Genomic DNA, 25,907 nt, shown 5'->3' with positions numbered 1-25,907 from the left:
ACACCCTTACATAGAGAAGTGCCAAATCCGCATGTCATGGGGCGTAAAGGTGTTTCACGCTAGGTTGTGTCGGAATGCGCACCTATACTAACGGGGTTAAAGAAAGGAGGTGCATGCGGATGGGAGTCATGGATCGATTGGCAAAGCTGGACAGTTCGTTGCAGCGTGGCCTGGATAATTCGATGGCGGCGCTGTTTGGCGGCAAGGTGGTTCCGGCTGAGATCGAGGAGCTGCTGAAGCAGGAGGCGCAAGACTCTGTTGTGGTGACTGACCATGATGAGTTTGTGGTGCCGAATGTGTTCGCGGTGGGTGTTTCTTCGAAGGATTTGGAGAACTTGTCGCAGGAGCGTGACCTGCCGGTGCACCTCGCGGAACAACTGACGCGGTATGTGCGCAACCAGGGTTGGTTCTTTGATGGGCAGGCGGTTGTGCGGATCGCGGAGGAGTCAGGGCTGCGTACGGGCCAGTTGCGGGTCAGTTCTTATATTGATCCGCAGCCGGAGGTCGCGAGTGGGTTTGATGCCATTGTGGCGGAGCCTACGAAGCGGTCGAAGGGTGGTCGGCACCGTCATGCGGCAAACCGGGATCAGGAGGATCACATGCATGAGCCAAATACGATGACGCCGGTTGAGGGCGGCGAAGCGACTGTGAGCCTGCTGTTGCAGGACGGGTCGTCGCGCACTTACTTGGTGCATGAGGGCTCGAATATTTTGGGCCGTTCGAATGATGCGGATTTCCGCCTGCCGGACACGGGTGTGTCGAGGCAGCATGCGGAGATTACGTGGGATGGCCAGGTTGCGGTGTTGGTCGATTTGCAGTCGACGAACGGCACGACGGTCAATGATGAGCCGGTGGAGAACTGGATGCTTGCCGACGGTGACGTGATCACCCTCGGGCACTCCCACATCGAGGTGCGCATTGTGGAGCCGAGGGCGTCGAGCCCCGCGGCGCCGGACCCAGCGGAGGGCGCGCCGCGCTACACGGATGCGGCGTCGCACCCGCAGACAGAATTTTTCCAGGCCTAACAAGCCCTGACTTGAAGGAGCTCCTTTGTTGGATTCCGCGGTGATCCTGAGCGCACGCTTTGGCCTGCTCGCGCTGCTCTGGCTGTTCATTCTGCTGGTGTTGTGGGTGCAGCGGAAGAATGTGCGTGAGGTGGGTGGAGCTGGGCGTCGACAAGTGAAGCAGGCGGGGAAACCGCTGCAGTCGCGTGAGAAGGTCCGGCAGATTGCGGTCGTTGAGGGGCCGCTGCAGGGCTCGCACATGGAGATTGCGAGTGTGGAGCATGTGACGCTGGGCCGCTCGCCGGATAATGATTTCCAGCTTGGGGATGATTTTGCGTCCTCGCGGCACGCGCGACTGTTCCGCCGCGGCAGCGACTGGTTTGTTGAGGACCTGGACTCTCGCAATGGCACCTTTGTGCAGGGCATGCGCATTGACCAGCCGGAGCGGGTGTCTGTGGGGACGAATATCAAGATGGGGCGCACGATTGTGAGGTTGATGCCATGACGCTGCGGTTGAATTATGTGGCGGCATCGGACAAGGGTCTGGTGCGTGGAAACAATGAGGACTCCGCCTACGCGGGCCCGCACCTGCTGCTGCTTGCGGACGGGATGGGTGGCCACGCGGCGGGCGAGGTTGCCTCGCAGTTGATGGTCAGCCACATGGAGCACCTCGACCGGGACCCGGAGGACGCCGACATGTTGGCGCTGCTCGGGGCGGCTGCGGATGATGCGAACGCGACGATTGAGCGTTCGGTGGCGCAGCACCCGGAGCAGGAGGGCATGGGCACGACGCTGACGGCGTTGATGTTCAACGGCGCGGAGTTCGGCCTCATTCACGTGGGCGATTCCCGCGGGTATTTGCTTCGCGACGGTCAGCTTCGCCAGATCACCGAGGACGATACGTTCGTGCAGTCCCTGGTCAACGAGGGGAAGCTGGACCCGGAGGACGTGTCGAGTCACCCGCAGAAGTCGTTGATTTTGAAGGCGTACACGGGCAACCCGGTGGAGCCGCACCTGGAGATGGTTCAGGTTCGCGCGGGGGATCGTGTGTTGTTGTGCTCGGATGGTTTGTCGGATCCGGTGACGGCGTCGACGATTGGGGAGGCGCTTGGTCAGGGCACCCCGTCGGTGGCGGCGCAGCGGCTGATTGAGTTGGCGCTGCGTTCGGGTGGGCCGGACAACATCACGGTGGTCATCGCTGATGTTGTGGAGGTCAAAGACGGCGAGGAGCACCCCGACTTGCCGACGTCCCCCGCGCTGGCGGGCGCGTTGGCGCCGGAGTTCGAGTCGACGCACCCGGACTCTTCGGCGTCTCGTGCGGCGGCGTTGATGCGCAAGTCGGAGACGATTCCGCCGAACCACAATCGTGAGGGCCGCCGTGATGGGTCGCAGCCCGGCGCGAGTGACGCGTCGGCGGACGAGGAGGATGACCAGCGGTTTCGACGCAAGGTGAACGTTTGGCCGTGGGTGCTGTCCGCGTTGGTGATTGTGCTGATGTTGTCGCTGGCGGCGGTGTTGTGGACGAACGATAGGCTCAACGACCGCTATTTTTTAGGCACCGACGGCAACGACGGCCACTTCGCGATTGAGCGGGCCGTCGGGACGTCGTTGTTTTCGGAGCCGCGCCGCGAGGTGATTCAGCGGGCGTGCATTAATGAGCAGAACAAGTTGCAGATTGTGTCGTCGAACTCGGTGCCGCAGGACTGCGTGATCTTCGGTATCAATGACCTGCCGGAGAGCCAGCTGAACACGGTGGAGAACTTCAAGGGCGGCACGTATGACGATGTGCTGGGTATCTTGAACCGGTTGGCTGGTGAGGCGTTGCCGGTGTGCGTCGATAATGATGCGGCGAAGGACGCCCCGCAGGGTGCGTGCCGGGAGGTGAAGTAGCGATGTCTCGTGTGTTTCGGCGTGCGAAGGAGCTGTTCCTGCTGCTGTGTTCGGCGGGGCTGCTGCTGCTGATGCTGTTCGGCCTGGAGCTGAGCCAGGGCCGCACAATGTCGACGGAGATGTTCTACCTGGTCGGCGGGTTCGTGGGCGTGTACGCGATTGCCCACGTGGCGATTTCGCTGGCGGCGCCGCACGCGGACCAGCTGCTGCTGCCGCTGGTCTCCCTGCTCAACGCGATTGGCCTGGTGGTGATTTACCGCCTGGACCTGGCGGAACGGGCGGGGTATGCGCCGCTCGCAGAGCGTCAGGTGATGTGGTCGCTGGCTGGTGTAGTGCTGATGGTGTGCACGCTTGTGATCGTGCGCGACCATAAGGCGCTGGCCCGCTACTCCTACCTGCTGGGCCTGCTTGGCCTGGTGCTATTGGCGTTGCCGCTGGTGTGGCCGCAGCCGCCTGGGTTCGCGGATGCGCGGATCTGGATCTGGCTGGGACCGTTCTCGATCCAGCCGGGTGAGTTCTCGAAGATCCTGCTGCTGGTGTTCTTCGCACAGCTGTTGGCACAGAAGCGCGCCCTGTTTACGGTGGCGGGCAAGACGCTGCTGGGGATGAGCTTCCCGCGCCTGCGCGACCTGGCGCCGATTTTGGCGGTGTGGGCGATCGCGATTGCGATCATGGCGGTGTCGAACGACTTCGGCCCGGCCCTCCTCCTCTTCGCCACGGTGCTGGGCATGGTGTACTTCGCCACGGGGCGTACGTCATGGCTGGTCATCGGTGCAGGCCTGGTGGCTGTTGGCGGGTACACGGTGTACCAGGTCAGTGAGAAGATCCAGGACCGCGTCGCCAACTTCATGGACCCGCTGGCCAACTTTGACACCACGGGCTACCAGCCGTCGCAGGCGCTGTTCGGCCTGTCCTGGGGTGGGCTGACGGGCACCGGGTTGGGCTATGGCCACCCAGAGATGGTGCCGGTGGCGCACTCGGACTACATCCTGGCGGCGATTGGTGAGGAGCTCGGGCTCGTGGGCGTGGCCAGCGTGCTGTGCCTGTTCGCCATCTTCATTACCCGCGGCTACTCGGCGGCGCTGCAGGTCAGTGACACGTTCGGCAAGTTGTTGGCCGCAGGCTTAGCGACGACCATCGCTATCCAAATCTTCGTGGTCGCCGGAGGGATCTCCGCGATGCTGCCCATGACGGGCCTGACCACGCCGTTTATGTCCGCTGGTGGCTCGTCGATCATGGCGAACTACGTGCTGCTGGCGCTGCTGCTGCGGATCTCGAACGCGGCGAACAAGCCAGCGGAGTTTGATGCTTCGGCGATGGGTGCCCAGGCACCGGAGGCGGTGAGCGCACGATGAACAAGTCTATTCGCTTAGGCGCGGGCATTGCCCTGCTGCTGATTGTGGCGCTGCTGGTGAACTTCACCGTGGTGCAGGGCTTCCGCGAGGAGAAGTACGCGCAGAGCCCACTGAACTCGCGCACCGTGGTGGAGCTGCGCCAGATCAACCGCGGTCAGATCAGCGCCGGCGGGCAGGTGCTGGCGGAGTCCCACCCGCTCGAGGACGGCTCCTACCAGCGCACGTACCCGAACATGCCGTGGTCCTTTGCGCCGGTGCTCGGCTACGTGTCAGACCAGTACGGCACCTCCCAGATTGAGGCCGGCTACAACGGGCAACTGACCGGGGCGGGCTCCGGCAAGTCCTCCCGCTTCCTGCGCACCGGCCTGGAGCAGGACGTGGTGGGCAACTCGGTTGAGTTGAGCATCGACCCGCACCTGCAGGCCCTGGCCTACGAGCAGCTTTCAAACCGCAACTACGAGGGCGCGATCGTGGCGCTACGCCCGTCGACCGGCCAGGTGCTGGCGATGGCGTCGACGCCCTCGTACGACCCGAACGCGATCTCCAACCCTGACACCGCCGAGGGCGCCTGGGCCGAGGTGAACAACAACCCCGGCAAGCCGCTGCTCAACCACGCGACGCAGGACCAGCTGCCGCCGGGGTCGATCTTCAAGATCGTCACCACCGTCGCCGGGCTGCGCAACGGCTACACGCCGGATTCCCCGCTGACGGGCGCGCCGTCCATCACCCTGCCGGGCACGACCGTGCCCCTGACCAACTACGCGGGCCAGGCCTGCGCCGGCGGCGGCCAGGTGCCGCTGCGCACCGCGTTCGCACTGTCCTGCAACACGGCGTTCGTGCAGATGGGCATGGCCGTCGGCGCTGACGCGCTGCGTGAGGCCGCCCACGGATTCGGCATCGGCGAGCAGTACGACCTCGGCATGCCCAACGCCACCGGCTCGCTCGGCGACCTGCCCGGCGACGCCGAACTTGGGCAGTCCGCGATCGGGCAGCGCGACGTCACCATGACCGCGCTGCAGGCCGCCGTCATGGCGGGCACCGTCGCCAACGAGGGCCGCCGTATGGCGCCGTACGTGGTCAACCGCGTACTCAGCCCCGACCTGCGCGAAATCGAAACCACCAAACCCCGCATGCTTTCCGACTCCATCAAACCCGAGGAAGCAAACACCATCAAGGACCTCATGTTCGGCTCCGAGCGCGACACCTGGGGCTACGACGGCAACGGCTTCGCCTCCAAGACCGGCACCGCCGAGCACGCCGAAGGCGCAGCGCCGCACACCTGGTACGTCGCCTTTGACCCGGTGAAGGATGTGGCGGTGGGGGTCGTCGTCAAGAATGGTGGCGGCCTGGGCACCGGGGCGACCGGCGGGCAAGTCTCCGCACCACTCGGGCGCGCGGTGCTCTACGCGGCACCCGCAGCGCCAGCTGATGAGGAAGGAACCAACGCGCGATGAACTACGAAAACAAAGACGAACTACAGAAGCTCATCGGTCCCGACTACCAGCTGCAATGGATCATCGGGCACGGCGGCATGTCCACCGTCTGGCTTGCCGACGACGTCCGCCACGAACGCGAAGTAGCCCTCAAAGTACTGCGGCCGGAATTCACCGCGAACCAGGAGTTCCTCACCCGCTTCCGCAACGAGGCCAACTCGGCGGAGGGGATCAACTCCCCCAACGTGGTCGCCACGTATGACTACCGCGAGGTGAAGACCGACGGCGGGTTCCCCATGTGCTTCATCGCCATGGAATACATCCGCGGCGAATCCCTCGCCGACCTCATCGCGCGCGAAGGCCAACTCAAGGAAGACATGGCCCTTGACGTGCTGGAACAGGCCGCGCACGGCCTCGCCGTCATCCACCGCATGGGGCTGGTGCACCGCGACATCAAGCCCGGCAACCTCATGATCACCCAGAACGGGCAGATCAAGATTACGGACTTCGGCATCGCGAAAGCGGCGGCGGCCGTGCCGCTGACGCGAACAGGGATGGTCGTAGGCACCGCCCAGTACGTCTCCCCCGAGCAGGCCCAAGGCAAGAAGGTCACGGCGGCGTCCGACGTGTACTCGCTCGGCGTGGTCGGCTACGAGATGCTCGCCGGGAAACGCCCGTTCACCGGGGACTCCTCGGTTTCCGTGGCGCTGGCGCACGTCTCCGCCGAGCCGCCCGCACTGCCGATTAGCGTGAGCGCCCCGGCGCGCGAACTCATCGAGATCGCCCTGCGCAAAACGCCAACCCAGCGCTTCCGGGACGGCAACGAGATGCAGCTGGCCGTCGAACAGGTCCGCCAGGGGATGCGCCCGACGCAGCCCGGCGGCGACACGGCCGTCATCGCCATCGAGCCCTCCCCGACCGCGTCCACCCAGATGCTCGCCGACATGTCCCGGCCGACCACGGCCCGGCCCGCCGCGCCGCGGCGCCGCCCGCCCGTGCCACCGCAGGCCCCGGCGCGCGCAGCGATGCCTGTGCGCCCGGCGCCCGCTGACGTTGCTGCTCCTGGGAAACGACGCGGGACAGCCGGCTACTGGGTCGGCATCGTGCTCGGCGTGATCACCCTCGCCGTCATCGGCGGCGTGGCCTGGGCATTCAACAACGGCACTCTCGGCGGCAGCACCCCGAGCAGCACCGCCCCGCGCCAAAGCGTGGTCACCCAAACCACCACCGTGGAAACCGAACCGACCTACGAGGAACCCGTCGAGGAGCCGACCACGCACGCCCCCGACACGCCCACTGAGCACAGCAAGCCCAGTAGGCACAGCAGCGCCCCGGCCACGCTGACCATCGAGGACGAAACGCCAACGCAGCCAACCCACACCCGCTCTTCGGTGCCGGAGCAGCGGCCGACGGAGGGGACGTCGATAAATAATGAGGCGCCCACGACGCAGGCACCCAGCGAAAGCCCGGTTGGTGGGGAAATCGGCAATGGTGAACTAGACTTGCACAATCTGCCAAACATCCTCGGAGGAAATGCGTAAATGACAACGATCGCTAACCGATACGAACTCGGCGCCGTCATCGGCACCGGGGGCATGAGCGACGTCTACGCAGCCACCGATACCGTGCTTGGCCGCGACGTCGCCGTCAAAATGCTCAAAATCGACATGGCGCGCGACGAAAATTTCCGCGAACGCTTCCGCAAAGAAGCCCAAAACTCGGCGCGGCTCAACCACACCAATATCGTCGCCGTCTACGACACCGGCACCGAAGAAGTCTCAGGTGTCGACGTCCCCTTCATCGTCATGGAACGCGTCACCGGGCAAAACCTGCGGGACCTCGTACGCGCCGAAGGGCCCTTAAGCCCCCAAAAAGCGGCCGCGTTCCTGCTGCCCGTCACCCACGCGCTCCAAGCCAGCCACGACGCCGGCATCATCCACCGCGACATCAAACCAGCCAACATCATGATCACCAACACCGGCGAGGTGAAAGTGATGGACTTCGGCATCGCCCGCGCGCTGGATGACTCCACCTCGGCCATGACGCAAACCTCCGCCGTCATCGGCACCGCGCAATACCTCTCCCCCGAGCAGGCCCGCGGCAAAGCTGCCGACGCCCGCTCCGACATCTATGCCCTCGGCTGCGTCATGTACGAAGCCATCACCGGCAAGCCGCCATTCGAAGGCGAATCGCCCTTCGCCGTGGCCTACCAGCACGTCCAAGAAGACCCCATCCCGCCGAGCGAACGCGTCCCCGCTGACCGCGAACTGACCCCCAACGAGGCCGTCAACCTGGACAGCGTCATCCTCACCGCCATGGCGAAACACCCGGCGGACCGCTACCAAACCGCCACCGAAATGGGCGAAGACCTGGCGCTCCTCAAGCGCGGCGCAGTGACCAACGCCGCCCGCAGCCACCTCGCCTCCCCCGGCGGCGACCACGCCGACCCTACGGATGATGCCACCATGGTCTCCGAGACCATGGTCTCCGAGACCGTCCAGGGCAATGCGCCACGCCGCGCGCCACGCCCCGAGCGGCCCGTCGGGCAACTGCCGGAGAAGGCAGCCGCCGGTGCGGTCGGTGCTGGCGCTGGTGCCGGGGCGGCCGGGCGCTACGCAGCACACCGCCGCGAACACGAAACCACCACCCCAACCTGGATGAAATGGCTCGCCATCGGGCTCGGCGCCGCCATCATCGGCGCCTCCGGCTGGCTCGCCTACTCCTACTTCTCCCCCAACAACGAAGAAACCAACAAGACCTCCCAGATGGTGATCATCCCGGACCTCGCCGACAAACCGCGCGCGGAAGCCGTCGCCGAACTCGAAAACCTCGGCTTCCAGGTCGCCGTCTCCGACGAGCCCAGCCCCGACATCAAGCGCGGCAACGTCATCGACACCAACCCGATCGCCGGGTCCGAACTCCAGCGCGGCACACTCGTCACCGTCAACGTCTCCTCGGGGCGCGAGCTTACCGACGTCCCCGACGTCACCAACATGGACGCCCAAGAAGCCGCAAAGGTCCTCGAAGATGCCGACCTGGAACTGAATGCGGAGCTGCGTCGAGAAGCCAGCGAAGACGTGCCGAAGGGCGAGATCATCAGCCAGCACCCCGCAGCCGGCACCCAGATCTCCAAGGGATCCAAGGTGACCGTCACGGTGTCCGACGGCCCCGAAATGGTCCAGGTACCGTCGCTGTCCGGCGTCAACGTCAACCAAGCGTCCGCCACCCTCGGCTCCATGGGGCTCCAAGTCACCGTGAACAAGGTCGACTCCGAACGCCCAGACGGCGAAGTCATCGCAGTCGCCGGCGAAAACACCGAGGTAGCCAAGGGCACCACCGTCGAAGTGCGCGTCTCCAACGGCATGCTCATGGTCATGCCGAACATCACCCGCATGAAACCTGCCGACGCCGACAAAGCGCTACGCGACGCCGGCTGGAGCGGACGCCTCGTCGAAGGTCCAACCGTCCCGACCGGCGCCCTCGTCGACAACGGCCTCATCGGACACCAAGAAGTCAACGCGGGCGACACCGTCCGACGCGACGCCGCCATCGGCTACAACCTCTGGCAGTTCACCGCCGAACGCCTGATAAGGTAAAAACCCTGATAGCTGGAAAAGCCACCGCACTTGCTTGTAAAGGACTGACATAATGCCAAAGGCAAAAATCACCAAGGACCACCGCCCCGTATCAACCCCAACTGGCGTGTCCCGCACCCCGGTCAAGATCAACACCGGCGGCACCCCGATCTGGTACAAGACCATCATGTTTGGCCTGATGCTGCTCGGCCTCGGCTGGATTATCTTCTACTACATCGCCGGCGACCAGCTGACGTTCCTTGCGGAGCTCGGCCCGTGGAACTACGGCATCGGCTTCGCAGGCATGATCCTCGGCCTGCTCATGACCATGGGGTGGCGCTAGCCTCTGGCGTTTTTCCGGGATTTTTCGTAGATGGTAGTAACAGGATTGTAGTAATCCCGATTTTGGCCCCCATTTCGGGGATTACTACAATCCTGTTACTACCATTTGCGTTTTGACGTGCGGTTTTGACGTGCGTTTTAGCGGGCCGCGCGGCCCTTTGCGCGGGCCCGTTCCAGCTCGATTCGGGCGAGGATCTCGTCCATGCGGTGAAGCACATCCGTGAAGCCGTACCGTAGAACGGTGTATCCCTGGTTGGTTAGCTCGCGTTCGCGTTTGCGCTCCTGCAGGAGGCTGCGGCGGGGGTCGGAGGCGTGTTTGGTGTCGCCGTCGAGTTCGAGGATGACGGAGTCGTCGAAAAGGAAGTCGACGCGGTAGCGCTGCACCGGCGCCTGGAACTTCCAGCCGGTGACGCCGCGGAGGAGGAACTCGGCGCGGGCGAGGGACTCCATGGGGGAATCGGCGTTGTAGACCGCGGCGCGGGCGGCGTCGCGCGCCACGCCGCAGTTGCGGACGCGGCCCATGCGCTCGATGTGCAGCAGGATGTCGCTGCGCTCCACGTGCGCGATGGAGAGCAGCCAGTCCATAGCGATGAGGCCTTCCTGAAACCCGTGGTAGCGGGCGATATTGATTGCGGTACGGATAGGTGTGGAAAGGCGGATGCCGTACGCGGTAGTGACCTCGGCGGCGGTGAGAGCGGAGGTGCGGTAGCGGACATCGGGCTCCACGAGGTGTTTCGCGGGGCCGCGGCGGCTGGGCGTCGTTACTTCTTGGATTTCTTCGGTGAGGCTGATGACCCACATGCCGTGGATGCGGGCGGCGGTCCTGCCTACGAGGCAGCCTTTGGTCATGGCGCGGGCGGTGGCATAAGCGCGCACGAGGTGCCGCTGCCAGGCATTGAGTTGCCCCCAGGTGCGCGACGGGATGCATTGCGTCCGGTTGAGGCGTCGGTACTCGGGGCTGTGCAGACGGTGACGGAGCGTGCGCGTGTCCACGATGGATGCGAAAAGTTCAGTGTTTTCCAACATGAGGTTTAGACGCACAGGAAAGCCGCCAGGTTCCCCACAGGTGTTCGGTAGCGGGGTGGCACGGGGGTGGATTGTTGAACAATCCGCGCACAGAAGGTGTACACATAGGAACAGGGCCAGAAAGGCCCTGACCTGCTATTTTACTATTGTCACCTTATGAAAGGTATAGTCATGCGGTTTATTCGTTCCATGACGGGCGTTGTAGCGGCCTTGGCATTAGCTGCCGGTACGCTGACCCCAGCCACGGCTCAGACGCTTGAGGAGTCGTACCCCGAAACCCCAGCGACCAATGATGCGCTGCCGATCATCCACACCTACAGGGGATCGGACCACTTGAAGGCGAACGTGCTCAACCCGCGCCCAGTGTGCAACTCCACTGAGGACTACCGGACCATCGTGTACAAGGTGAAGGACAACTTCCTGCCGGTCGGCACGATTTCGACGACCAACCTGACCAAGAACACCATCCCGCTGACGCAGGACCTGGCGCGCACGCAGACGATTTCGGCGTCGGTCAACGGGTCGAAGACTGAGACGATCAACATTGGTGGGTCGGGCTCGAAGGATGGGCTGCAGGGCAACATCGGCTACTCGCTGGCGAAGATGCTGGGCTGGTCGGTGTCCGGAAGCTTGAGCTGGAACGTCGGCCAGAAGATCGGGCCGTACGAGGTTCCGGCGGGCAACACAGGCGAAGCGACGTACGGCTTCCGCACCGTCACCATGACGGGCACGCAGCAGCGCTGCCGCCCGAACGGCACGTGGGCGACGCCGACGGCGTGGGTCGCGAACATGCCGATCAAGAACGAGGTTCGTGTGAAGAACTACTCCACACCTGCAGGTTCGTGGGCACCGAACCGCGGCGCGCAGGTCACTGACACGGTAGAGAACCCGAACCCGGCGTACAACGAGGATGTTCAGAAGATCACCGAGGGTGAGAACCTTGACGACGTCACCACCATCGACGACAACGACGAAGCCAATGTGACCAACGTGGAAATCGACGGCGAGACCGCCGCGGTGATCACGGATGAGGAGTCGGATGAGGCGACCTCGGAGGAGAACACTGAGGTCGAAGAGGTCGTCGATAATGCGGAGGCGCCTACGCTCGACCTGGTGCCATACTTCACGACGAGCTCCTGGAAAGCTTCCGGCTTTGCTGGGTCCGTGGCGCTGCGTGTGAAGAACGTGGGCACCGAGCGCTACTGGGCGGAGTTCCCGGCGCTGACGTTCCGCGTTGAGGTGCGTACCGAGTCCGGCCCGAAGGGTGTGGACCGCCTGATCACCACCACCGGCGCGAACGGCTCGCACATCCGCGACCTCGGCTACAACGCCAAGAAGGGCGCGCGCATCTTCGAGGTGACGCTGTCCAACCCGGTCAACGCCGGTGACGACATGCTGCTCGGCGCGTTCAGCTTCGGCGACGGCAAGACCAAGGAAGGCCGCCTGCACAACTACATGACAGTCACCCAGACCAGCCGCCTGGCCGGCGACGTTTCCCAGTGGAACGACCAGAACGTCGACTCCCGCGACGTGACCGTGTCCGACTTCGGCCGCTGGCTGAAGGGCACCTTCTAGGGAGCATTTTGTGTAATTCGTAGTGCCAAGTTATCCACAGGTTGTGGGTGGTTCTGTGGAGAGGACCGTTATCCACACCTGTGGATAACTCTGTGCACAACCTATTCGCACATCGAACGCCTGGCGTAATGAGCTGCAATGATGCCCATTCGCCAGGCGTTTTTTCTTGTGAATCGCTGACATGTTCTAGCGATGTTCTAGAAATTACACGGTTGTGTTTATCCACAATGTGGACAACTCTGTGGAGTTCTCCACCGGTGTACAAACTTGGGGATAACATGTGAAAAACTAGGCAACACCAATCACAAACGCCACAGCAGCCACAGCTGCTACGGCCGCAAGAGCGGACGCGAGCCACCTGACGCGCTTCTTCACCGACGTCACAGGCCAGCCCGCCAACAAGCCCACCACCAAACCGCCAAGGTGCCCCCACAGACTGATACCCGGGGACAGCACCGAGTAAGCAAGATTCGCGCCGACCAGGGCCAACGGCGCCCGGACGTTGACCTTCTGGCGCATCGACAACGCGAGCAACACGCCCATCAGCATGTAGAGGGCGCCGGACGCGCCGGCCGTGGGCACGTCGTAGTTCCACTCCAGCACCGACGCCGACGACCCCAACACACCCGCCACGTACAGCAGCGAATACGGCCCAGTCCCCAGGCGGCGCTCCAGCTGCGGGCCCAACAACGCCAACGTGATCATGTTCACGGCCACGTGGGAGATATCCACATGCAGAAAGCCCGCGAGGAGGGTGCGGAAGGTGGCGGAGGGGGCGTCGATAAATGGGCCGAAGAGCACCATGTTCTCGGCGAGGCTGGAGCCCCACACCACGTTGCTGATCGAATGCGACTGGAGCGCCGTAATCACGAAAACGCCCAGGCAGACGGCGGTGATCAGCGCGGTTGCGGGCGCGCCGCGGAAGAGAGAGCGAACGAATTGCATACGGCTTACGGTACGGGGCGGCCTGGGCGTATTGCGAAATTGTGTTAAAGATGTGCCCGTATCTGATTTTTCGCATCTGGGCACATCTTTGTGGATATTTCAGGATAGGCGCTTGATATAGTCCGCCATTCCAGGGACCGTGAACTGCACAACACCGTGGTCAGGGGCAAAAATGAGACCCTTCTCAATCAGGTGCTTCCGGTTACTACTCAACGAATTCACCGAAACGTCAAGCGAATCCGCAATGTCCTTCGTGGGAACCTGCTTCGCAGAATGCGCAGCCATCGCCTGCAAATAGCGCTTCTCACCAGGCGTCGCACGCTCCCAACGGCTCGGGAAAAACCCGGCGTCAAGGGCCGCATTGCCTTCCGCCACCGCAAGCTGCGCATCGCCTTCAGTAAACGGCGAAGCAGGAGCAACGTTCCAGATCGCCTTCCCGTACTCCTGAAGGAAATAGGGGTAATTCAGAGCGGCGTCCACAAGATTCCGCAACGCTGCTGATGTAAACAGCACCCCTTGCCTGGTAGCCGGATCCTCAAGTGCGGCCGCCGCCGCGCTATCTGACAATGGACCAATCTTGCGGTACTCGAACAGACGCTCCGCGTACGACTGAGATTCCGCCAGCTTCTGAGGCAACGTAGGTAGGCCCGCCCCGAACACATAAAACGGCAAACCACGCTGGCCCGCCTGGTGCTGCGCGGTAATCACCGCCGACATCAATTCCGCATCAAGGTCCTGCATCTCGTCAATAAAAAACGCAATCGCCTTCCCGTCCTTCTGCGCGGACTCTGCGACACTCAGCACAAGTTCCTCGAGATCCATCCCAATATCACCAGAGTCAGAAATACCCGCCTGAGCAGGTACCTCCAGCGCGACGTCAATACCACCGACATGCCAAGCAAACGAAGAAATCGCTGGAAGTGCGTCCTTGAAATGCTGCCACCGCTTACGCAACGACACCTTCCGCGCACTCAACGCCAGTTCACGGGCCAACCGCTTCCGGACCCGCTGCGCACCAGCACGATCAGCGCTTGCCTCAAGCTGCACCGTCAACCAATCTGCATTCTCGGCACGCGACGCGAGTTCATTCAGCAACACCGTTTTGCCCACCCCACGCAAACCACTCAGGATAACGCCGCGATTGTGCAATCCGCTGCGGGTCCTTGTGATGATCGCCTCGACAAGCTCGAGCTCCGCTTCACGCCCTGTCAGCGCAGGTGGACGCAAGCCAGCACCTGGCGAATACGGGTTCAGTGTTTGGTCCATGGGTTCACGATAATCGAAAATGTGTGAAATATCCGGCTAGATGTGCCCAGATGTCCCCGTATCTGATTTTTCGCATCTGGGCACATCTTTATGGATATTTCAGGATAGACGGGTGTGCTGGGGCTGGGGGTTGGGGGCTGGGGCCGTGCTGCTTGCTGAAATCCGTTCCGGTCGAGGTGTTCAAGGAGTGCGACGCTGGTCGCCAGAAATCGGCCGGGGTGGGTGGAAATGTGCGACCTGCATCGCACGCTTTGAAGCGCACGCTACGAGCAGGTGTGAGGGCCGGAGGCGCCAAAAGCGCCAGCGCGGCCTACCAGGTCGGGCCGGGCAGGTGGGCGCGCCAGCCGAGGACCACGTTGACCAGGCAGCACAGGGCAAGGATGGTGCCGATGACGAACAGGGTGGTGAAGCCGACGACGGGCGCGGCGGCACTGAAGACCATCGGGATGAAGAAGCCGGTGTAGGACACCGAGTAGTAGACGGCGGTCAGGCCGGCGAGTTCGTCGGCGTTGGCGATGCGTTGGACCTCGGAAAGTCCGGCGACCAGGGCCAGGCCGTAACCGGCGCCCATGATGGCGGCGGCCGCAACGCCGATTGGCAGCGACAGCGACCGGGACGCTTCGGCGGCGAGGATGCAGCCGACGGTGATCACGGCCATCGCGACGGCGGACGCGCGGGCGGACCTACTCGTATCGATGACACGGCCGAGCATCTGGACGCCGACGCCGCAGCCGAGGGTCACGACCGTCATGAAGCCGGAAAACGCGATGGGCATATCGTGCGCCGAGCTGGATAGCAGCTGCGGCAACAGGGCGTACGCGGCGCCGGCGCAACCGAATACCCAAGGCGCGACCGGCACGACGATGCGCACGAAGCGGCGGTGCGCGGCGGATGGGATGTGCAGCATTTCGAGCATGTCGCGAACGCGCAGCTCAAGGAAGGTTTCCTTCACGGTGCCCCGGCGCGGCGGGCGGGTTTCCGGGGTATCTAGGAGCCAGTAGGCGGTGCCGAGGGTAAGCAGGATGTGCAGCACGTACGCGGTGTGCGTGGGCCACGGGCCCCACTGCGCCAGCACGGAGGCGAGCGCAGCGCCGATCAGGAAGCCGACGGTCAGGCACATCGACGCCTTGCGCGGCCCCGACGCCGGGTCCCCGCCCGCTTTAATAATCAGCTCCGAGACCCACGTGGACCCCACCGCCATCACGATGCCCAGGGCGAGCCCGCACAGGATGCGGCCCGTCGCGATCACCAGTGGCTCGTTCGGGGCGATGGACAGCAGGAAGGACCCCACGAGCGAAAGTGGTGCGGCTGGGAGCATGGTGGGGCGTCGTCCAATGTGGTCGGACAGCGGACCGCTGATCAGGAGCGCCGGGATGATGCCCAGGACGTAGGCGGCGAGCAGCCCATTGACGGTGACCTGCGAAAAGTGCGAGGTTTCGCGGTACATCACGAGCAGCGGGGTGAACTCGTTGCCGCCCCACGCGACAGCAACCATGCTGCCTGCGACGGGGAACCATGCGCGCGGATGAAATTGTTGAGTCATAATCAGTTCTTCACGTTGTCCGATTGGTAGCACGAATATATTGCTCCTCGGATGAGGTATGACCAAATCGCGCCCCGCTAGGGGTCCAACTTTTCGACGACGGCTCTGCCCTATCTTCTGAAAATCTGGAAAAGCAGAACTTAGGCGCTGTTCGATACGCACCTATCTTATAGAAATCGCGGTTTTTAAAAGATAGCTCCGCCTCGGGAGGCTGCTATCTTCTGCCCCGCGCGGTTGTTAGAATGACGCCATGATTACAGGCGCACTGAAATCCCAGGTAGACCGCATTTGGGACACTTTTGATCCAGTGTCATTTCGAACCCGATCACGATGATTGGGCAGCTTGGGAACCATTTCAAGCCGACGCACGTGCGACCTGGGGAAATGTCAGTGGTAAGTGGGGGTTTTGGGGCTCAGCTGTGAAAAAGTTCCCCGTTTCAAACGTGAGCTGCACCAAATTCCCTCACGCGCGCTCGCCGACCTGGGCTTTTACAAATCGAGCTGCTCAAAAACGGGAATTTGGTGCAACCCCCAAAGGCGCTCTTCACCAAAAGCCCTGGTCGGAAGTTAGTTGTATGGTTCTTGGGCCGCTCGTGGGCTTCAGAACCGTGTGAGGACTTCCTCGACCGCCGACGAGAGGTGCCACACGAACCGCAGGCGCTATCTACCGCTACTTTGGGGGGCATGATTGAAAAGAAGTTGACCACCACGCTCATTTTCGGAAACGTCGTATTGGAGTCAACCCTCACAGCATGTTACGTGCGCGTGTATTCGGATGATAAGCGATCTTTTTCTATGAGCACGAACCCTCCAGTCGAGTTGAAAGTACCTCTTGATGAGCTGAAAAAGAACGCCTCAAGGGAGCAAAAGGAAGCAATCGCTACCCACATTTTCGACGAGTCCAGACACTTGTTGGACGCTGACTATCCAGGAGGCGCTGATGCTGCGGCTGAGGAATTTTTTGAATGGCTGTGTGAGGTTTAGAAGAGTCTCATTGGATAGTCCGTGATGGCATCTCGCTGCCTGCCCCGCGCGGTTGTTAGAATGACGCCATGATTACAGGCGCACTAAAGTCCCAGGTAGACCGCATTTGGGACGCTTTTTGGTCCGGCGGCATCTCCAACCCAATCACCGTCATCGAGCAATTCACCTACCTGCTGTTCATGCGCCAGCTCGACGAACGCCAAGCACAAGCCGAGTTCCTCGCCAACACACTGGGTGCGCAGCCGGATGACACCCAAATATTTTACGACGCCACCCACGACCACCTGCGCTTTTCCAAGTTGTTGGCCGTCGATTCGCCGGAAGCACGCTTCGCCGCGTTCCGCGAAGGGTTCGACTACATCAAACAACTCGGCGCCGCACGTGACAGCGGGTTTGTCACCCATATGAAAGACGCAGCGTTCCTGATCCCGAACCCGGCAACACTGACGACGGTCGCGACGATGATCGCGAAGCTGGAGTTCTCCAATAAGGACATGACCGGCGACTTGTACGAATACATGCTGTCCAAACTGGCCACCGCCGGCACGAACGGACAGTTCAGAACACCAAGCCACATCATCGAACTCATCGTGGCGCTGACTGAGCCGAAGGTCACCGACCGGCTTATCAACCCGGCCTGCGGCACCGCAGGCTTCCTCGCCGCCACCAGCGAATACCTACGCGACGACTTCAAAAACGCCACCAAACAACAGCGCGAACACTACCTCGCCTGCGGCCTGACCGGGTTCGACTTCGACTCCACCATGGTGCGCATCGCCGCGATGAACATGGTCATGCACGGCTTTAGCGACCCGAACATCTCCTACCTTGACTCCCTGCAGGAGCTGGCGCCAGAGCGGCTTGAAGCATTCGATGTGTTGCTGGCGAACCCGCCGTTTGCGGGCTCGATTAACCAGGACATTTTGGATCCGGAGTTGGCGTCGATAAAGACGAAGAAGACCGAGCTGCTGTTCATCGCGAGGTTTTTGACCTTGCTGAAGCTGGGCGGCAGGGCGGCTGTCGTTGTGCCGGAGGGTGTGCTGTTCGGCTCGACGCGCGCGCACAAAACCCTGCGCAAAGAGCTTGTGGACAACCAGAAAATCGACGGCATCATCAAACTGCCGTCCGGCGCGTTTAAGCCGTACACCGGCGTGTCCACCGCCATCGTGTGTTTTACCCGCACCGACTCACCGGGCCAAAATGAGCACATCTGGTTCTACGACATCACCGCCGACGGCCGCTCCCTCGACGACAAGCGCAGCCCACTGCTCGCCGAGGAACTACTCGGCCCCTGGCCCGCTACTCCACTTGACGACGCCCAGCTGCGCCTCAACAACCTGCCCGACGTTGTGGCCCGCTTCCACAACCAGACCGCCGAACGCGACCGCGCCCGCACCGAAGCATCCTTCACCGTCCCCGTCGACGAGATCCGCGAGGCGGACTACGACTTGTCGATGAACCGGTACAAAGAAATCGTCTTCGAAACCGAAGAAACCCGCGACCCGCAGGATATTCTTGCCGACATCGACGCCCTCGACGCCGAAATCGCCGACGCCATGAGCACGCTCAAGGGGCTGATCTAGATGGGGTGGGAGATGGTGAAGCTGGGGGATGTTGCCGAGGTTGTTACCAAGAAAGTGCCGGGAGAAAACCTCGACCCTGCGACACCATACTTTGGATTGGAACACCTCAAAACCGGTGGCGGAATTCTAGGAAACAGTCGTGCCGATGCGTTTTCGCTTAAAGGCGGAAAGCCCGTATTCGAGTCCGGTGACATTCTGTTTGGACGTCTCCGGCCCAATCTCCGCAAAGCTGCTATTGCATCTGCGCCGGGCACGTGCTCAGGTGACATCACTATCCTCCGCATGATTAACGGCGACGATACCCACTACCTGTTGCATTTCTTACTTAGCGGTTTCGCATTTGCTCAAATCAAAAGGCATCTTAACGGGATCAACCTTCCCAGGATCAACAACCGCGACCTCTTGGAGATCAAGGTCCCTCTGCCTCCTCTGGAGGAGCAGCAGCGCATCGCGACAATTCTGGAAACGGTAGAGGAGGCGATCCGCGCTGAAGAGCAGTCCATTTCAAAGCTAGAAACACTGATCAAAAATCTGGCACCAGAAACGAACCGAACTGTCCCGATTGGAGAATACGTAAAGAGAATTGTCTCCGGGAAAAGCCTCAAAGAGCATTCAACGCCTGGAGGGCCACGTGTCCTCAAAATTAGCTCGACCACTAGCGGGTACTTCAAACCAGAAGAGTCGAAACCCTTGGACCCGAGCTACGAACCCCCTGAGCATCACCGAGTACAAGAAGGGGACCTACTCGTTTCTCGAGCCAACACCACCGAACTGGTGGGGGCGTCTGCAATCGTGGATCAACCCTATGAGAATTTGCTGTTGCCGGATAAGTTGTGGCGTTTGGTCACGAAGGACTCGGTCGACCCTTTCTTCCTATGGGCATGTCTGCAGCACCCACTTACACGGAATGCGATTAGTAAGGCATCTTCCGGTAGCGGCGGAAGCATGAAGAACATTTCGCAAACTAATTTTTTGTCCGTTGAAATTCCAGATGTCGACGCAGCTCTGCAAACAACAGTTGGAAATCAAGTCCGGACGGCTTTTCACCAGCGAGCACTTCGCAGCAGTAAATTGACACTGCTCCGAGAGCTCTACACCTCCCTTTCCTCTCGGGCTTTCTCGAGAGAGCTTTAGAGCTGACAGATAAAAGGACTCGTTAAAGACCACTTGGCAATCTACTCGAAACGGTTTCGAGTAGATTGTTTTGCGCTTTTCACGACTTGAAAGTTCGTTTCGAGTACGTTTCGAGCCATACGCAGAATTACATTTGGACTATCTTCCACCCGGTCGCATCTCGGACAATGTTGTAGATCTCTTTTACAAACGCCTCGGGTCTATTCCGCGGGCGGACAATCCTCAAGGTTCCACTGTCCGCGGCACAGCCACTACCTGCGACTTTCCTGGCGTAAACCCGTCGAGGTGTCCGCCGCGCGGACAGGCAACCACACCGGCTTTCCGCGGGGCGGACAGCAATTGCTAACGGTGTACGCAACTTCGGGTGTCGCAAAGGTCCGCGGGGCGGACAGTTCACTCGTTTCGAATGTCCGCGGGGCGGACAAGTTGTCACTGGATTCCGCCGCGCGGACAGATCTTCATCGCTCACCCGGAAGCCGGGTCATGTTGTTGGTGGTTAGCGTGGTGGGACGGAGAGGGCGTCAATAAGAAAGTATTCGCTGCTTCCACTGTCCGCGGCACCATCGTGACCAGCGAGCTTCTTGACGGCAACCAGTTGAGGTGTCCGCCGCGCGGACAGTCGGCAGCAGTGAACATGATGTGGATGACGGATGAAGGTATCCGTGGTGGGAGGGCCACCTATAAAAAGCTGCGACAGATTCCGCGGGGCGGACTGACATCCACCACTCACCCGGAAACCGAGGCGCGTTGTGAAAGGTAAACGTGATGGGACGGAGCCGGCGTTGATTAGAAAACCCGCCGCTGCTTCCATTGTCCGCGGCACGCCATCTACCAGCAACTTTCCCGGCGTGAAGCCGTCAAGGTGTCCGCCGCGCGGACAGGCAACCACACCGACTTTCCGCGGGGCGGACAGGTTGCCACCGGTGAATGTGGCTTCGGGGTTACGGCAGAGTTCCGCGCCGCGGACACTCTGCAAAACCTCGGCTTCCAAGTCGAACTGTCCGCGGGGCGGACAGTGGGATCGTATTCGGGTGTCCGCGGGGCGGACAGTTGGCAGCAGTGAACACGATGTGGATGACGGAAAGGTATCCGCGGTGGAAGGGGCGTCGATAAGAAAGCTGCAGCAGATTCCGCCGCGCGGACAATGGAGTCGGTATTCAGGTGTCCGCGGGGCGGACAGGTAGTCGCTGGATTCCGCGGCGCGGACAAATAATCACAGTTCACCTGGAAACTGGATCATGAGTGTTAAAGGTAAGCGTGGTTGGTCGAAGGGGCATCGATAAGAGCCCTCGTGCTTCCACTGTCCGCGGCACTGCCACTGCCAGCAACTTTCTCGGCGGTGAACTTATCAAGGTGTCCGCCGCGCGGACGAAATAGCCGCGAACATCCTGCAGCTCATGGGATGAGGAGGCGGCAACCCGACTGATAGTTTCGCAGGAGTTATGAAATCTCCGTGCTGCAAAACTATCCTATATGGTAATTTTTGAAGTATGGATGCCGCCGAATCGTTGGAGATCATCGGGGAGATCGCTTCCCAACAGTGGGGACTGTGCACGGCAAAACAAGCACGCGCAGAAGGAGTAACGCCCTTGACTCTCTCCCGACTAGAGACAAGGGGTGGACTCATCCGAGTTCGACATGGGGTTTATGCGACCGTCGGCACCATGATGAGTCCAGCGTTAGACGTCAAAGCACAATGGCTTGCACTCCGACCCGAGATGATGGCCGCTGACCGGGTCCACGACCCTACATTGGCGTCCGAATCCGTCATCTCCCACACCACCGCAGCTGAACTCTGGGGCATCGGTGACCTCTGGCCCGATGGAATCCACTTCACCGTCAACCGTCGACGCCAAAGTAGGCAACCAGAAGTCCAGTTTCATCGAAACAAACTCGACGACCACGAATGGACCCTGCACCCCGAACACAACCTCCCCATCACAACTGCAGCTCGCACCATCGTGGACCTCGCACTAGACGGACATGAACCCCAACATCTCCTTGATCTCATCGCAGATGCGAGCGAAAAGCAATTACTGCAAGAACCTGAGCTACTCAGCGCTTTTGCTGGAAACGAAACAGCTTTCGGCCTGCCAAAAGGTGATCAGGAGGGGCTACGTATGCTTTGGAAAGAATGCTTTCCACCTGTTCCCGCGGCAATCATGGAAGAGCAAATCCAAAGAGCTGTCGCCAAGGCGCTCGAGCCATTTGCTGAAGAGTTAAAGGCGCTCGTCGCAAAGATGCCACTTCAAACCGACTTTCACAGCAGCAATGTAGAAGAGGCACTCCAGAACATGCTCGCTGGCAGAGCAGCTACTGCCCATGCGCTCGAAGCAACACATAAACAATTAGCCGAAACGATCGTGCACAGTGAAGGTTTGAAGACCCTCTGGCTGTCCACCCCTCTTCCCCCATCCCACACAGCAAAACCTCAAGGAGAATCCTGTGCCACAACCTCAAAAACAAAGGGAGCGCCACGGTCAGATCGTTTCAGCACTGAAGAAGGAAGCAAGCCACGCCGGAAAGAAGCCAAACGACGTATATAACCAGTTTTTCCGTGAGGTGTTCCTTCATGAACTCATGCGCCTAAACGACGGTTGGGTGCTCAAAGGGGGCACCAACATTTACTGCCGAATACCAGGCGCCCGGCAGACAAAAGACCTCGACCTATTTCGGCAATATGCCCCTACCTCAGCCTTAAAAGCCGCTGACAGCCTCATCGCGACAATGAACAAGCACCGAGTAGGCCCTTATACATTTCAAGTGGAAAAGAGCAATGGCAAGGCGGAACGAATCGGCACGATAGACAGCAAACGCCTCAAAGTTACAGTCACTTACGGCTTAGGTAGCAGCAACCGCTTCATTGAGTTTTCCATCGACGTCAGTGGTGACCTTGAGGTCACTAGTGAAGTGGAATCAGTCACCGTAGCTTCAAGTTACGACGTCCAGACACCTTATCTTCCAGAACATTTCCAAGTCACGTCGTACCCCATCGCAAACCAGATCGCAGATAAAGTCTGCGCAATGTATGAGATACACGGCGACACACCTCCGGGCAAAGCGTCGACACGCTATCACGATCTCTACGACATTGCGCTATTAGCTTCAGAGCTTCCGCCAACAACACAGCTCAATGCTGCTGAACTCCGCGACGCTCTCAACTCACAGCAACAAATCCGAGGCGTTACTCTCCCAACAAATCTCAATATCCCTGATGCAACGTGGGCAGATCGGTACCCGAAAGCCGCAAAGAAATTTGGCAACGAAATACGAAAAGAATTCTTGATTCTAGATGAAGCCCTTCGGGTTGCTGCACTCCTCATTGACCCCGTTCTGAACAATGAACTCCATACGTTGACCACAACCTGGAACAGCGCAACACTTTCCTGGACACAATAGCCAGCGCCGGATATCCGCTTGAGGGTGTTCACTCTTCCTCAACCAACTGCACCAAACGCACATTGCCAAAGTGCAAAACCAAAGTGTGAAAGTGCAAAACTTTTTGGCCCCCCTGGCTTGAACATATGGCGATGAAAACTAGACTTCAAGTAGTTGAACTTTTGGTATGGAGATGCCTATGCGTAAGACCTTAATCAGCCTCACCGGCCCCGCCTTCGTTGCTGCAGTGGCTTACGTCGACCCCGGCAACGTAGCCGCCAACATCAGCGCCGGCTCCCACTACGGCTACCTCCTGGTGTGGGTACTCGTCGTGGCCAACCTCATGGCCATGTTCATCCAGTACCACTCCGCCAAACTGGGCCTAGTCACCCACCGCTCCCTGCCGGAAATCATGGGCGAGCGTCTCTCCCGCCGCGCGCGCCTAGGCATGTGGGCCCAGGCCGAGCTCATCGCCGCGGCCACCGACCTCGCCGAAGTCATCGGCGGCGCCATTGCCCTGCAACTCCTCTTCAACCTCCCCCTGTTCGCGGGCGCGCTCATCATCGGCACGGTCTCCATCATTCTCCTCATCTTCCAGAAGAAGAACCAGTGGTTCGAGGGGCTTGTCATCGGCCTGCTCCTGGTCATCTGCATCGGCTTCCTTGCCGGCCTCGCCATCGCCCCGCCCGACCCCGCCGACGTGGCCGGCGGCCTCATCCCCCGCCTAGAGGGCAAGGACAGCATCCTGCTGGCCGCCTCCATGTTGGGCGCCACCGTCATGCCGCACGCCATTTACCTACACTCCTCCCTGACCAAGCAGCGCTACCCCGACCTGGAAATCCCCCACGTGCTGGCCGGCACCCGCGCGGACATCGCCGTGGCGCTGTCCATCGCCGGGCTCGTCAACGTGGGCCTGCTGGTCCTGGCGGGCTCGGCCCTCTACGGCGTGGACGGCACAGAGACCATCTCCGGGGCCCACACGGCGATTGCCAGCCACCTCGGCCCGCTGGCCGGCGTTCTCTTCGCCATCGGCCTGCTGGCCAGCGGCCTCGCCTCGACGTCAGTGGGCGCCTACGCCGGCTCCGAAATCATGGACGGCCTGCTTCACATCAAGGTCCCCCTACTAGTCCGCCGCCTGGTCACGCTCATCCCGGCGCTGGTCATCATCGGCTGCGGGGTCGACCCCACTATGGCACTGGTGGTCAGCCAGGCACTTCTTTCCCTGGGCATCCCCTTCGCCATCATCCCGCTTTTCCGCTATGCCGGCTCCCGGGACGTCATGGGTGAGTTCGCCGCGAAACCCTGGTCTATGGCCGTGGGCTGGACGCTTGCCGCGCTGGTCATCGCACTCAATCTCGCCCTCGTGCTCCTGCCGCTGCTCTAGGCCGCCTACAATCAGCAGCCATGATTGAAGTAGCAGCCGTCGTCATCCGCAACCCACAAGGCCACGTGCTTACCGTGCGCAAGAAGTCCTCCACCAAGTACCAACTGCCCGGCGGCAAGCCCGAGGCGGGCGAGGCGCTTGTCGACGCCGCCCTGCGCGAAGTTGCCGAAGAAGTAGGCCTCACCCTCGACGCCGAGAGCCTCAACAAACTCGGCACCTTCGACGCTCCCGCCGCCAACGAACCGGGCGAGGTCGTCGTCGGCACCATCTTCACCTACACCCGCACCGTCACCGCCGACGAACCCCATGCCGCCGCCGAAATCGGCGACACCGCCTGGGTCAACCCAGCAGCCCCCGACCGCGAGCTTGCACACCTGCTGCGCGACCGCGTCTTCCCCACGCTGGCCTAGCGCCAACTGTCAACACTTCGGCGTCATTGACCTCGAAACCATCAAGAGCTACCCTTTTGAACATGTTCACTGAACACGTTCACTCATCGCGCTCGGCCGCCAAAGCTGGCACCGTCAGCAAGGTCCTAGCCACCGCCTACGAACTCTTCCTCACTCAGGGCTACGCCACCACCAGCATCCGGACTATCGCATCCGAAGCTGGCGTTAGCGTGGGAACCGTCATGGGAGTCGGCGACAAACAAACGCTGCTCATCCGCACCATTGGCCAACACATTTCAGAACTCCACGATGACATCCGGGGACAATCCGATAGCCTTCTCGATGTCCTGAGACCTTTCCTCCAGATGTTTACCGGCCACGAAGAGCTCTCCCGCGCCTTTGGCGCAGCACTCATCCAACAAGGCAATCAAGGCGAAGCGCTCACCGCACTCAAAACGCTCCTGACCGATGAAATCACCCTGCGACTCGGCACCAGGCTCAGCAGCGCCGATGCGGCCGAGTACGCCGACCTGCTGTACAACGTCTACCTCGGCTTACTCATCGGCTGGGCCGCCGGAATCTACGACACCGAGCACCTCACATCCCAAGCCGCCTCATCAATCGAACGCCTCAACACCGCATTCGGAGTAACCCAATGATCCTAGAATCTTCCCCAGCCTGGCCCTCCCTTCTACTAGCAGCCATTCTGCTTGGCGACGCCGCCCTCTCCCTCAAACCAGTCCCCTTCATCGAAGCCTGCCTCAGCGGCGTCAAACTCCCCAAGGACTGGTGGTGGGCGCTCATTGTCATCAAGTGCCTCGCCGCCGTAGGACTCATTGCCGGCCTCTGGTTCCCCGGCGTAGGAATCACAGCCATGATTGGAGTCATCGCCTATTTCTGCGCGGCCGCAGCAGCCCATGTCCGCGCCCACTTCCTCGGTAGCGCATTCTGGATCAACTGCTTAGGCATGCTCGCATTCTCCATCGGAGTACTGATCCTGACGCTCGCACTGAATTAAGACACCAGTCAACCTTTCACGGCTTCCTGAAGGCAGATACATCATTGCACCTCTTGAATGATGACTTGATGCTTTCTACCCTA

General features: G+C 61.1%; 22 protein-coding genes. 18 read left to right on the top strand and 4 right to left on the bottom strand.

Annotated elements, in window-relative coordinates; translation table 11 throughout:
* Positions 1-119: 119 nt before the first annotated feature.
* From R0V12_RS06490 to crgA, 8 genes are read left to right on the top strand one after another with little or no spacing between them, the layout of a single operon-like run.
* On the top strand, positions 120-1,025 hold the full coding sequence (locus R0V12_RS06490) for a DUF3662 and FHA domain-containing protein (RefSeq protein ID WP_320073014.1): 906 nt from the start codon (positions 120-122) through the stop codon (positions 1,023-1,025).
* A gap of 28 nt (positions 1,026-1,053) precedes the next feature.
* Positions 1,054-1,509 carry an FHA domain-containing protein FhaB/FipA gene (locus R0V12_RS06485; RefSeq protein WP_070363634.1) on the top strand — a complete coding sequence of 152 codons (456 nt, stop codon included), beginning with the start codon at positions 1,054-1,056 and terminating at the stop codon, positions 1,507-1,509.
* Positions 1,506-2,894 (top strand): PP2C family protein-serine/threonine phosphatase, encoded by a 1,389-nt coding sequence (locus tag R0V12_RS06480; RefSeq protein WP_320072340.1) that lies wholly within the window; start codon positions 1,506-1,508, stop codon positions 2,892-2,894. Before R0V12_RS06485 ends, R0V12_RS06480 begins: the two co-directional genes overlap by 4 nt.
* A 2-nt stretch (positions 2,895-2,896) precedes the next feature.
* Positions 2,897-4,249: an FtsW/RodA/SpoVE family cell cycle protein gene (locus tag R0V12_RS06475; protein ID WP_070479051.1), complete on the top strand. Its 1,353-nt coding sequence runs from the start codon at positions 2,897-2,899 to the stop codon at positions 4,247-4,249.
* Entirely contained in the window at positions 4,246-5,703 is a 1,458-nt protein-coding gene (locus R0V12_RS06470; protein ID WP_256008380.1) for a penicillin-binding transpeptidase domain-containing protein, read from the top strand. The genes R0V12_RS06475 and R0V12_RS06470 overlap by 4 nt, the downstream gene beginning before the upstream one ends.
* Positions 5,700-7,223 carry a serine/threonine-protein kinase gene (locus R0V12_RS06465; RefSeq protein ID WP_070363344.1) on the top strand — a complete coding sequence of 508 codons (1,524 nt, stop codon included), beginning with the start codon at positions 5,700-5,702 and terminating at the stop codon, positions 7,221-7,223. The genes R0V12_RS06470 and R0V12_RS06465 overlap by 4 nt, the downstream gene beginning before the upstream one ends.
* The gene (pknB, locus tag R0V12_RS06460) at positions 7,224-9,278 is read left to right on the top strand and encodes a Stk1 family PASTA domain-containing Ser/Thr kinase (RefSeq protein ID WP_070363345.1); all 2,055 of its coding nucleotides are present in this window, start codon (positions 7,224-7,226) and stop codon (positions 9,276-9,278) included.
* Positions 9,279-9,330: 52 nt separating this feature from the next.
* A complete protein-coding gene (gene crgA, locus R0V12_RS06455) occupies positions 9,331-9,600 on the top strand; it encodes a cell division protein CrgA (protein WP_070363346.1) in 270 nt (89 codons plus the stop codon).
* A 137-nt stretch (positions 9,601-9,737) separates the two neighbouring features.
* On the opposite strand, the gene R0V12_RS06450 is transcribed toward crgA, so the two are convergent.
* Entirely contained in the window at positions 9,738-10,625 is an 888-nt protein-coding gene (locus R0V12_RS06450) for an endonuclease domain-containing protein (RefSeq protein WP_320072339.1), read from the bottom strand.
* Positions 10,626-10,796: 171 nt separating this feature from the next.
* Here R0V12_RS06450 and R0V12_RS06445 point away from each other — a divergent pair, with 171 nt between their 5' ends.
* Positions 10,797-12,200, top strand: coding sequence for a hypothetical protein (locus R0V12_RS06445; RefSeq protein WP_256008384.1), 1,404 nt, complete (start codon positions 10,797-10,799; stop codon positions 12,198-12,200).
* A 288-nt stretch (positions 12,201-12,488) separates the two neighbouring features.
* On the opposite strand, the gene R0V12_RS06440 is transcribed toward R0V12_RS06445, so the two are convergent.
* The 3 genes from R0V12_RS06440 to R0V12_RS06430 all read right to left on the bottom strand — a co-directional run bounded on the left by R0V12_RS06440 (position 12,489) and on the right by R0V12_RS06430 (position 15,954).
* Positions 12,489-13,145, bottom strand: a complete 657-nt coding sequence (locus R0V12_RS06440) for a rhomboid family intramembrane serine protease (protein WP_320072338.1) — start codon at positions 13,143-13,145, stop codon at positions 12,489-12,491.
* Positions 13,146-13,244: 99 nt separating this feature from the next.
* The gene (locus tag R0V12_RS06435; protein WP_284818859.1) at positions 13,245-14,411 is read right to left on the bottom strand and encodes an ATP-binding protein; all 1,167 of its coding nucleotides are present in this window, start codon (positions 14,409-14,411) and stop codon (positions 13,245-13,247) included.
* A gap of 310 nt (positions 14,412-14,721) precedes the next feature.
* Positions 14,722-15,954 (bottom strand): MFS transporter, encoded by a 1,233-nt coding sequence (locus R0V12_RS06430; RefSeq protein ID WP_071573210.1) that lies wholly within the window; start codon positions 15,952-15,954, stop codon positions 14,722-14,724.
* 684 nt (positions 15,955-16,638) lie between these two features.
* Between R0V12_RS06430 and R0V12_RS06425 the strand changes: the two genes are divergently transcribed.
* The 9 genes from R0V12_RS06425 to R0V12_RS06385 all read left to right on the top strand — a co-directional run bounded on the left by R0V12_RS06425 (position 16,639) and on the right by R0V12_RS06385 (position 25,824).
* The gene (locus tag R0V12_RS06425) at positions 16,639-16,938 is read left to right on the top strand and encodes a hypothetical protein (protein ID WP_288857646.1); all 300 of its coding nucleotides are present in this window, start codon (positions 16,639-16,641) and stop codon (positions 16,936-16,938) included.
* A gap of 68 nt (positions 16,939-17,006) precedes the next feature.
* The gene (locus R0V12_RS06420) at positions 17,007-18,521 is read left to right on the top strand and encodes a class I SAM-dependent DNA methyltransferase (protein ID WP_320072337.1); all 1,515 of its coding nucleotides are present in this window, start codon (positions 17,007-17,009) and stop codon (positions 18,519-18,521) included.
* A 12-nt stretch (positions 18,522-18,533) separates the two neighbouring features.
* Positions 18,534-19,655 (top strand): restriction endonuclease subunit S, encoded by a 1,122-nt coding sequence (locus R0V12_RS06415; RefSeq protein WP_320072336.1) that lies wholly within the window; start codon positions 18,534-18,536, stop codon positions 19,653-19,655.
* Between the two features lie 1,490 nt (positions 19,656-21,145).
* Positions 21,146-22,201 (top strand): type IV toxin-antitoxin system AbiEi family antitoxin domain-containing protein, encoded by a 1,056-nt coding sequence (locus tag R0V12_RS06410; protein ID WP_070479067.1) that lies wholly within the window; start codon positions 21,146-21,148, stop codon positions 22,199-22,201.
* Positions 22,101-23,054: a nucleotidyl transferase AbiEii/AbiGii toxin family protein gene (locus R0V12_RS06405; RefSeq protein ID WP_246814950.1), complete on the top strand. Its 954-nt coding sequence runs from the start codon at positions 22,101-22,103 to the stop codon at positions 23,052-23,054. Before R0V12_RS06410 ends, R0V12_RS06405 begins: the two co-directional genes overlap by 101 nt.
* 178 nt (positions 23,055-23,232) lie before the next feature.
* On the top strand, positions 23,233-24,417 hold the full coding sequence (locus tag R0V12_RS06400; RefSeq protein WP_070363637.1) for an Nramp family divalent metal transporter: 1,185 nt from the start codon (positions 23,233-23,235) through the stop codon (positions 24,415-24,417).
* Between the two features lie 20 nt (positions 24,418-24,437).
* Positions 24,438-24,827, top strand: coding sequence for an NUDIX hydrolase (locus tag R0V12_RS06395; RefSeq protein ID WP_005292595.1), 390 nt, complete (start codon positions 24,438-24,440; stop codon positions 24,825-24,827).
* A gap of 62 nt (positions 24,828-24,889) precedes the next feature.
* Entirely contained in the window at positions 24,890-25,465 is a 576-nt protein-coding gene (locus tag R0V12_RS06390; RefSeq protein WP_005292598.1) for a TetR/AcrR family transcriptional regulator, read from the top strand.
* Positions 25,462-25,824 (top strand): DoxX family protein, encoded by a 363-nt coding sequence (locus tag R0V12_RS06385; RefSeq protein ID WP_005292602.1) that lies wholly within the window; start codon positions 25,462-25,464, stop codon positions 25,822-25,824. The genes R0V12_RS06390 and R0V12_RS06385 overlap by 4 nt, the downstream gene beginning before the upstream one ends.
* The last annotated feature ends 83 nt before the right edge of the window (positions 25,825-25,907 follow it).

It is taken from the genome of Corynebacterium sp. UMB2355A, assembly GCF_033877495.1.
Lineage (GTDB): Bacteria > Actinomycetota > Actinomycetes > Mycobacteriales > Mycobacteriaceae > Corynebacterium > Corynebacterium pseudogenitalium.
The sequence above is the reverse complement of the archived record's forward strand: the minus strand, read 5'-3'. Positions and strand labels throughout refer to the sequence as shown.

What these genes read in the sequence shown, in the direction of transcription:
- R0V12_RS06410 (WP_070479067.1), top strand. Translation starts at nt 21,146, where the DNA reads ATGGATGCCGCCGAATCGTTGGAGATCATCGGGGAGATCGCTTCCCAA.
- R0V12_RS06390 (WP_005292598.1), top strand. Translation starts at nt 24,890, where the DNA reads ATGTTCACTGAACACGTTCACTCATCGCGCTCGGCCGCCAAAGCTGGC.
- R0V12_RS06440 (WP_320072338.1), bottom strand. Translation starts at nt 13,145, where the DNA reads ATGCAATTCGTTCGCTCTCTCTTCCGCGGCGCGCCCGCAACCGCGCTG.
- R0V12_RS06490 (WP_320073014.1), top strand. Translation starts at nt 120, where the DNA reads ATGGGAGTCATGGATCGATTGGCAAAGCTGGACAGTTCGTTGCAGCGT.
- R0V12_RS06450 (WP_320072339.1), bottom strand. Translation starts at nt 10,625, where the DNA reads ATGTTGGAAAACACTGAACTTTTCGCATCCATCGTGGACACGCGCACG.
- R0V12_RS06465 (WP_070363344.1), top strand. Translation starts at nt 5,700, where the DNA reads ATGAACTACGAAAACAAAGACGAACTACAGAAGCTCATCGGTCCCGAC.
- R0V12_RS06400 (WP_070363637.1), top strand. Translation starts at nt 23,233, where the DNA reads ATGCGTAAGACCTTAATCAGCCTCACCGGCCCCGCCTTCGTTGCTGCA.
- R0V12_RS06385 (WP_005292602.1), top strand. Translation starts at nt 25,462, where the DNA reads ATGATCCTAGAATCTTCCCCAGCCTGGCCCTCCCTTCTACTAGCAGCC.
- crgA (WP_070363346.1), top strand. Translation starts at nt 9,331, where the DNA reads ATGCCAAAGGCAAAAATCACCAAGGACCACCGCCCCGTATCAACCCCA.
- R0V12_RS06475 (WP_070479051.1), top strand. Translation starts at nt 2,897, where the DNA reads ATGTCTCGTGTGTTTCGGCGTGCGAAGGAGCTGTTCCTGCTGCTGTGT.
- pknB (WP_070363345.1), top strand. Translation starts at nt 7,224, where the DNA reads ATGACAACGATCGCTAACCGATACGAACTCGGCGCCGTCATCGGCACC.
- R0V12_RS06425 (WP_288857646.1), top strand. Translation starts at nt 16,639, where the DNA reads ATGATTGAAAAGAAGTTGACCACCACGCTCATTTTCGGAAACGTCGTA.
- R0V12_RS06420 (WP_320072337.1), top strand. Translation starts at nt 17,007, where the DNA reads ATGATTACAGGCGCACTAAAGTCCCAGGTAGACCGCATTTGGGACGCT.
- R0V12_RS06480 (WP_320072340.1), top strand. Translation starts at nt 1,506, where the DNA reads ATGACGCTGCGGTTGAATTATGTGGCGGCATCGGACAAGGGTCTGGTG.
- R0V12_RS06395 (WP_005292595.1), top strand. Translation starts at nt 24,438, where the DNA reads ATGATTGAAGTAGCAGCCGTCGTCATCCGCAACCCACAAGGCCACGTG.
- R0V12_RS06470 (WP_256008380.1), top strand. Translation starts at nt 4,246, where the DNA reads ATGAACAAGTCTATTCGCTTAGGCGCGGGCATTGCCCTGCTGCTGATT.
- R0V12_RS06430 (WP_071573210.1), bottom strand. Translation starts at nt 15,954, where the DNA reads ATGACTCAACAATTTCATCCGCGCGCATGGTTCCCCGTCGCAGGCAGC.
- R0V12_RS06415 (WP_320072336.1), top strand. Translation starts at nt 18,534, where the DNA reads ATGGTGAAGCTGGGGGATGTTGCCGAGGTTGTTACCAAGAAAGTGCCG.
- R0V12_RS06445 (WP_256008384.1), top strand. Translation starts at nt 10,797, where the DNA reads ATGCGGTTTATTCGTTCCATGACGGGCGTTGTAGCGGCCTTGGCATTA.
- R0V12_RS06435 (WP_284818859.1), bottom strand. Translation starts at nt 14,411, where the DNA reads ATGGACCAAACACTGAACCCGTATTCGCCAGGTGCTGGCTTGCGTCCA.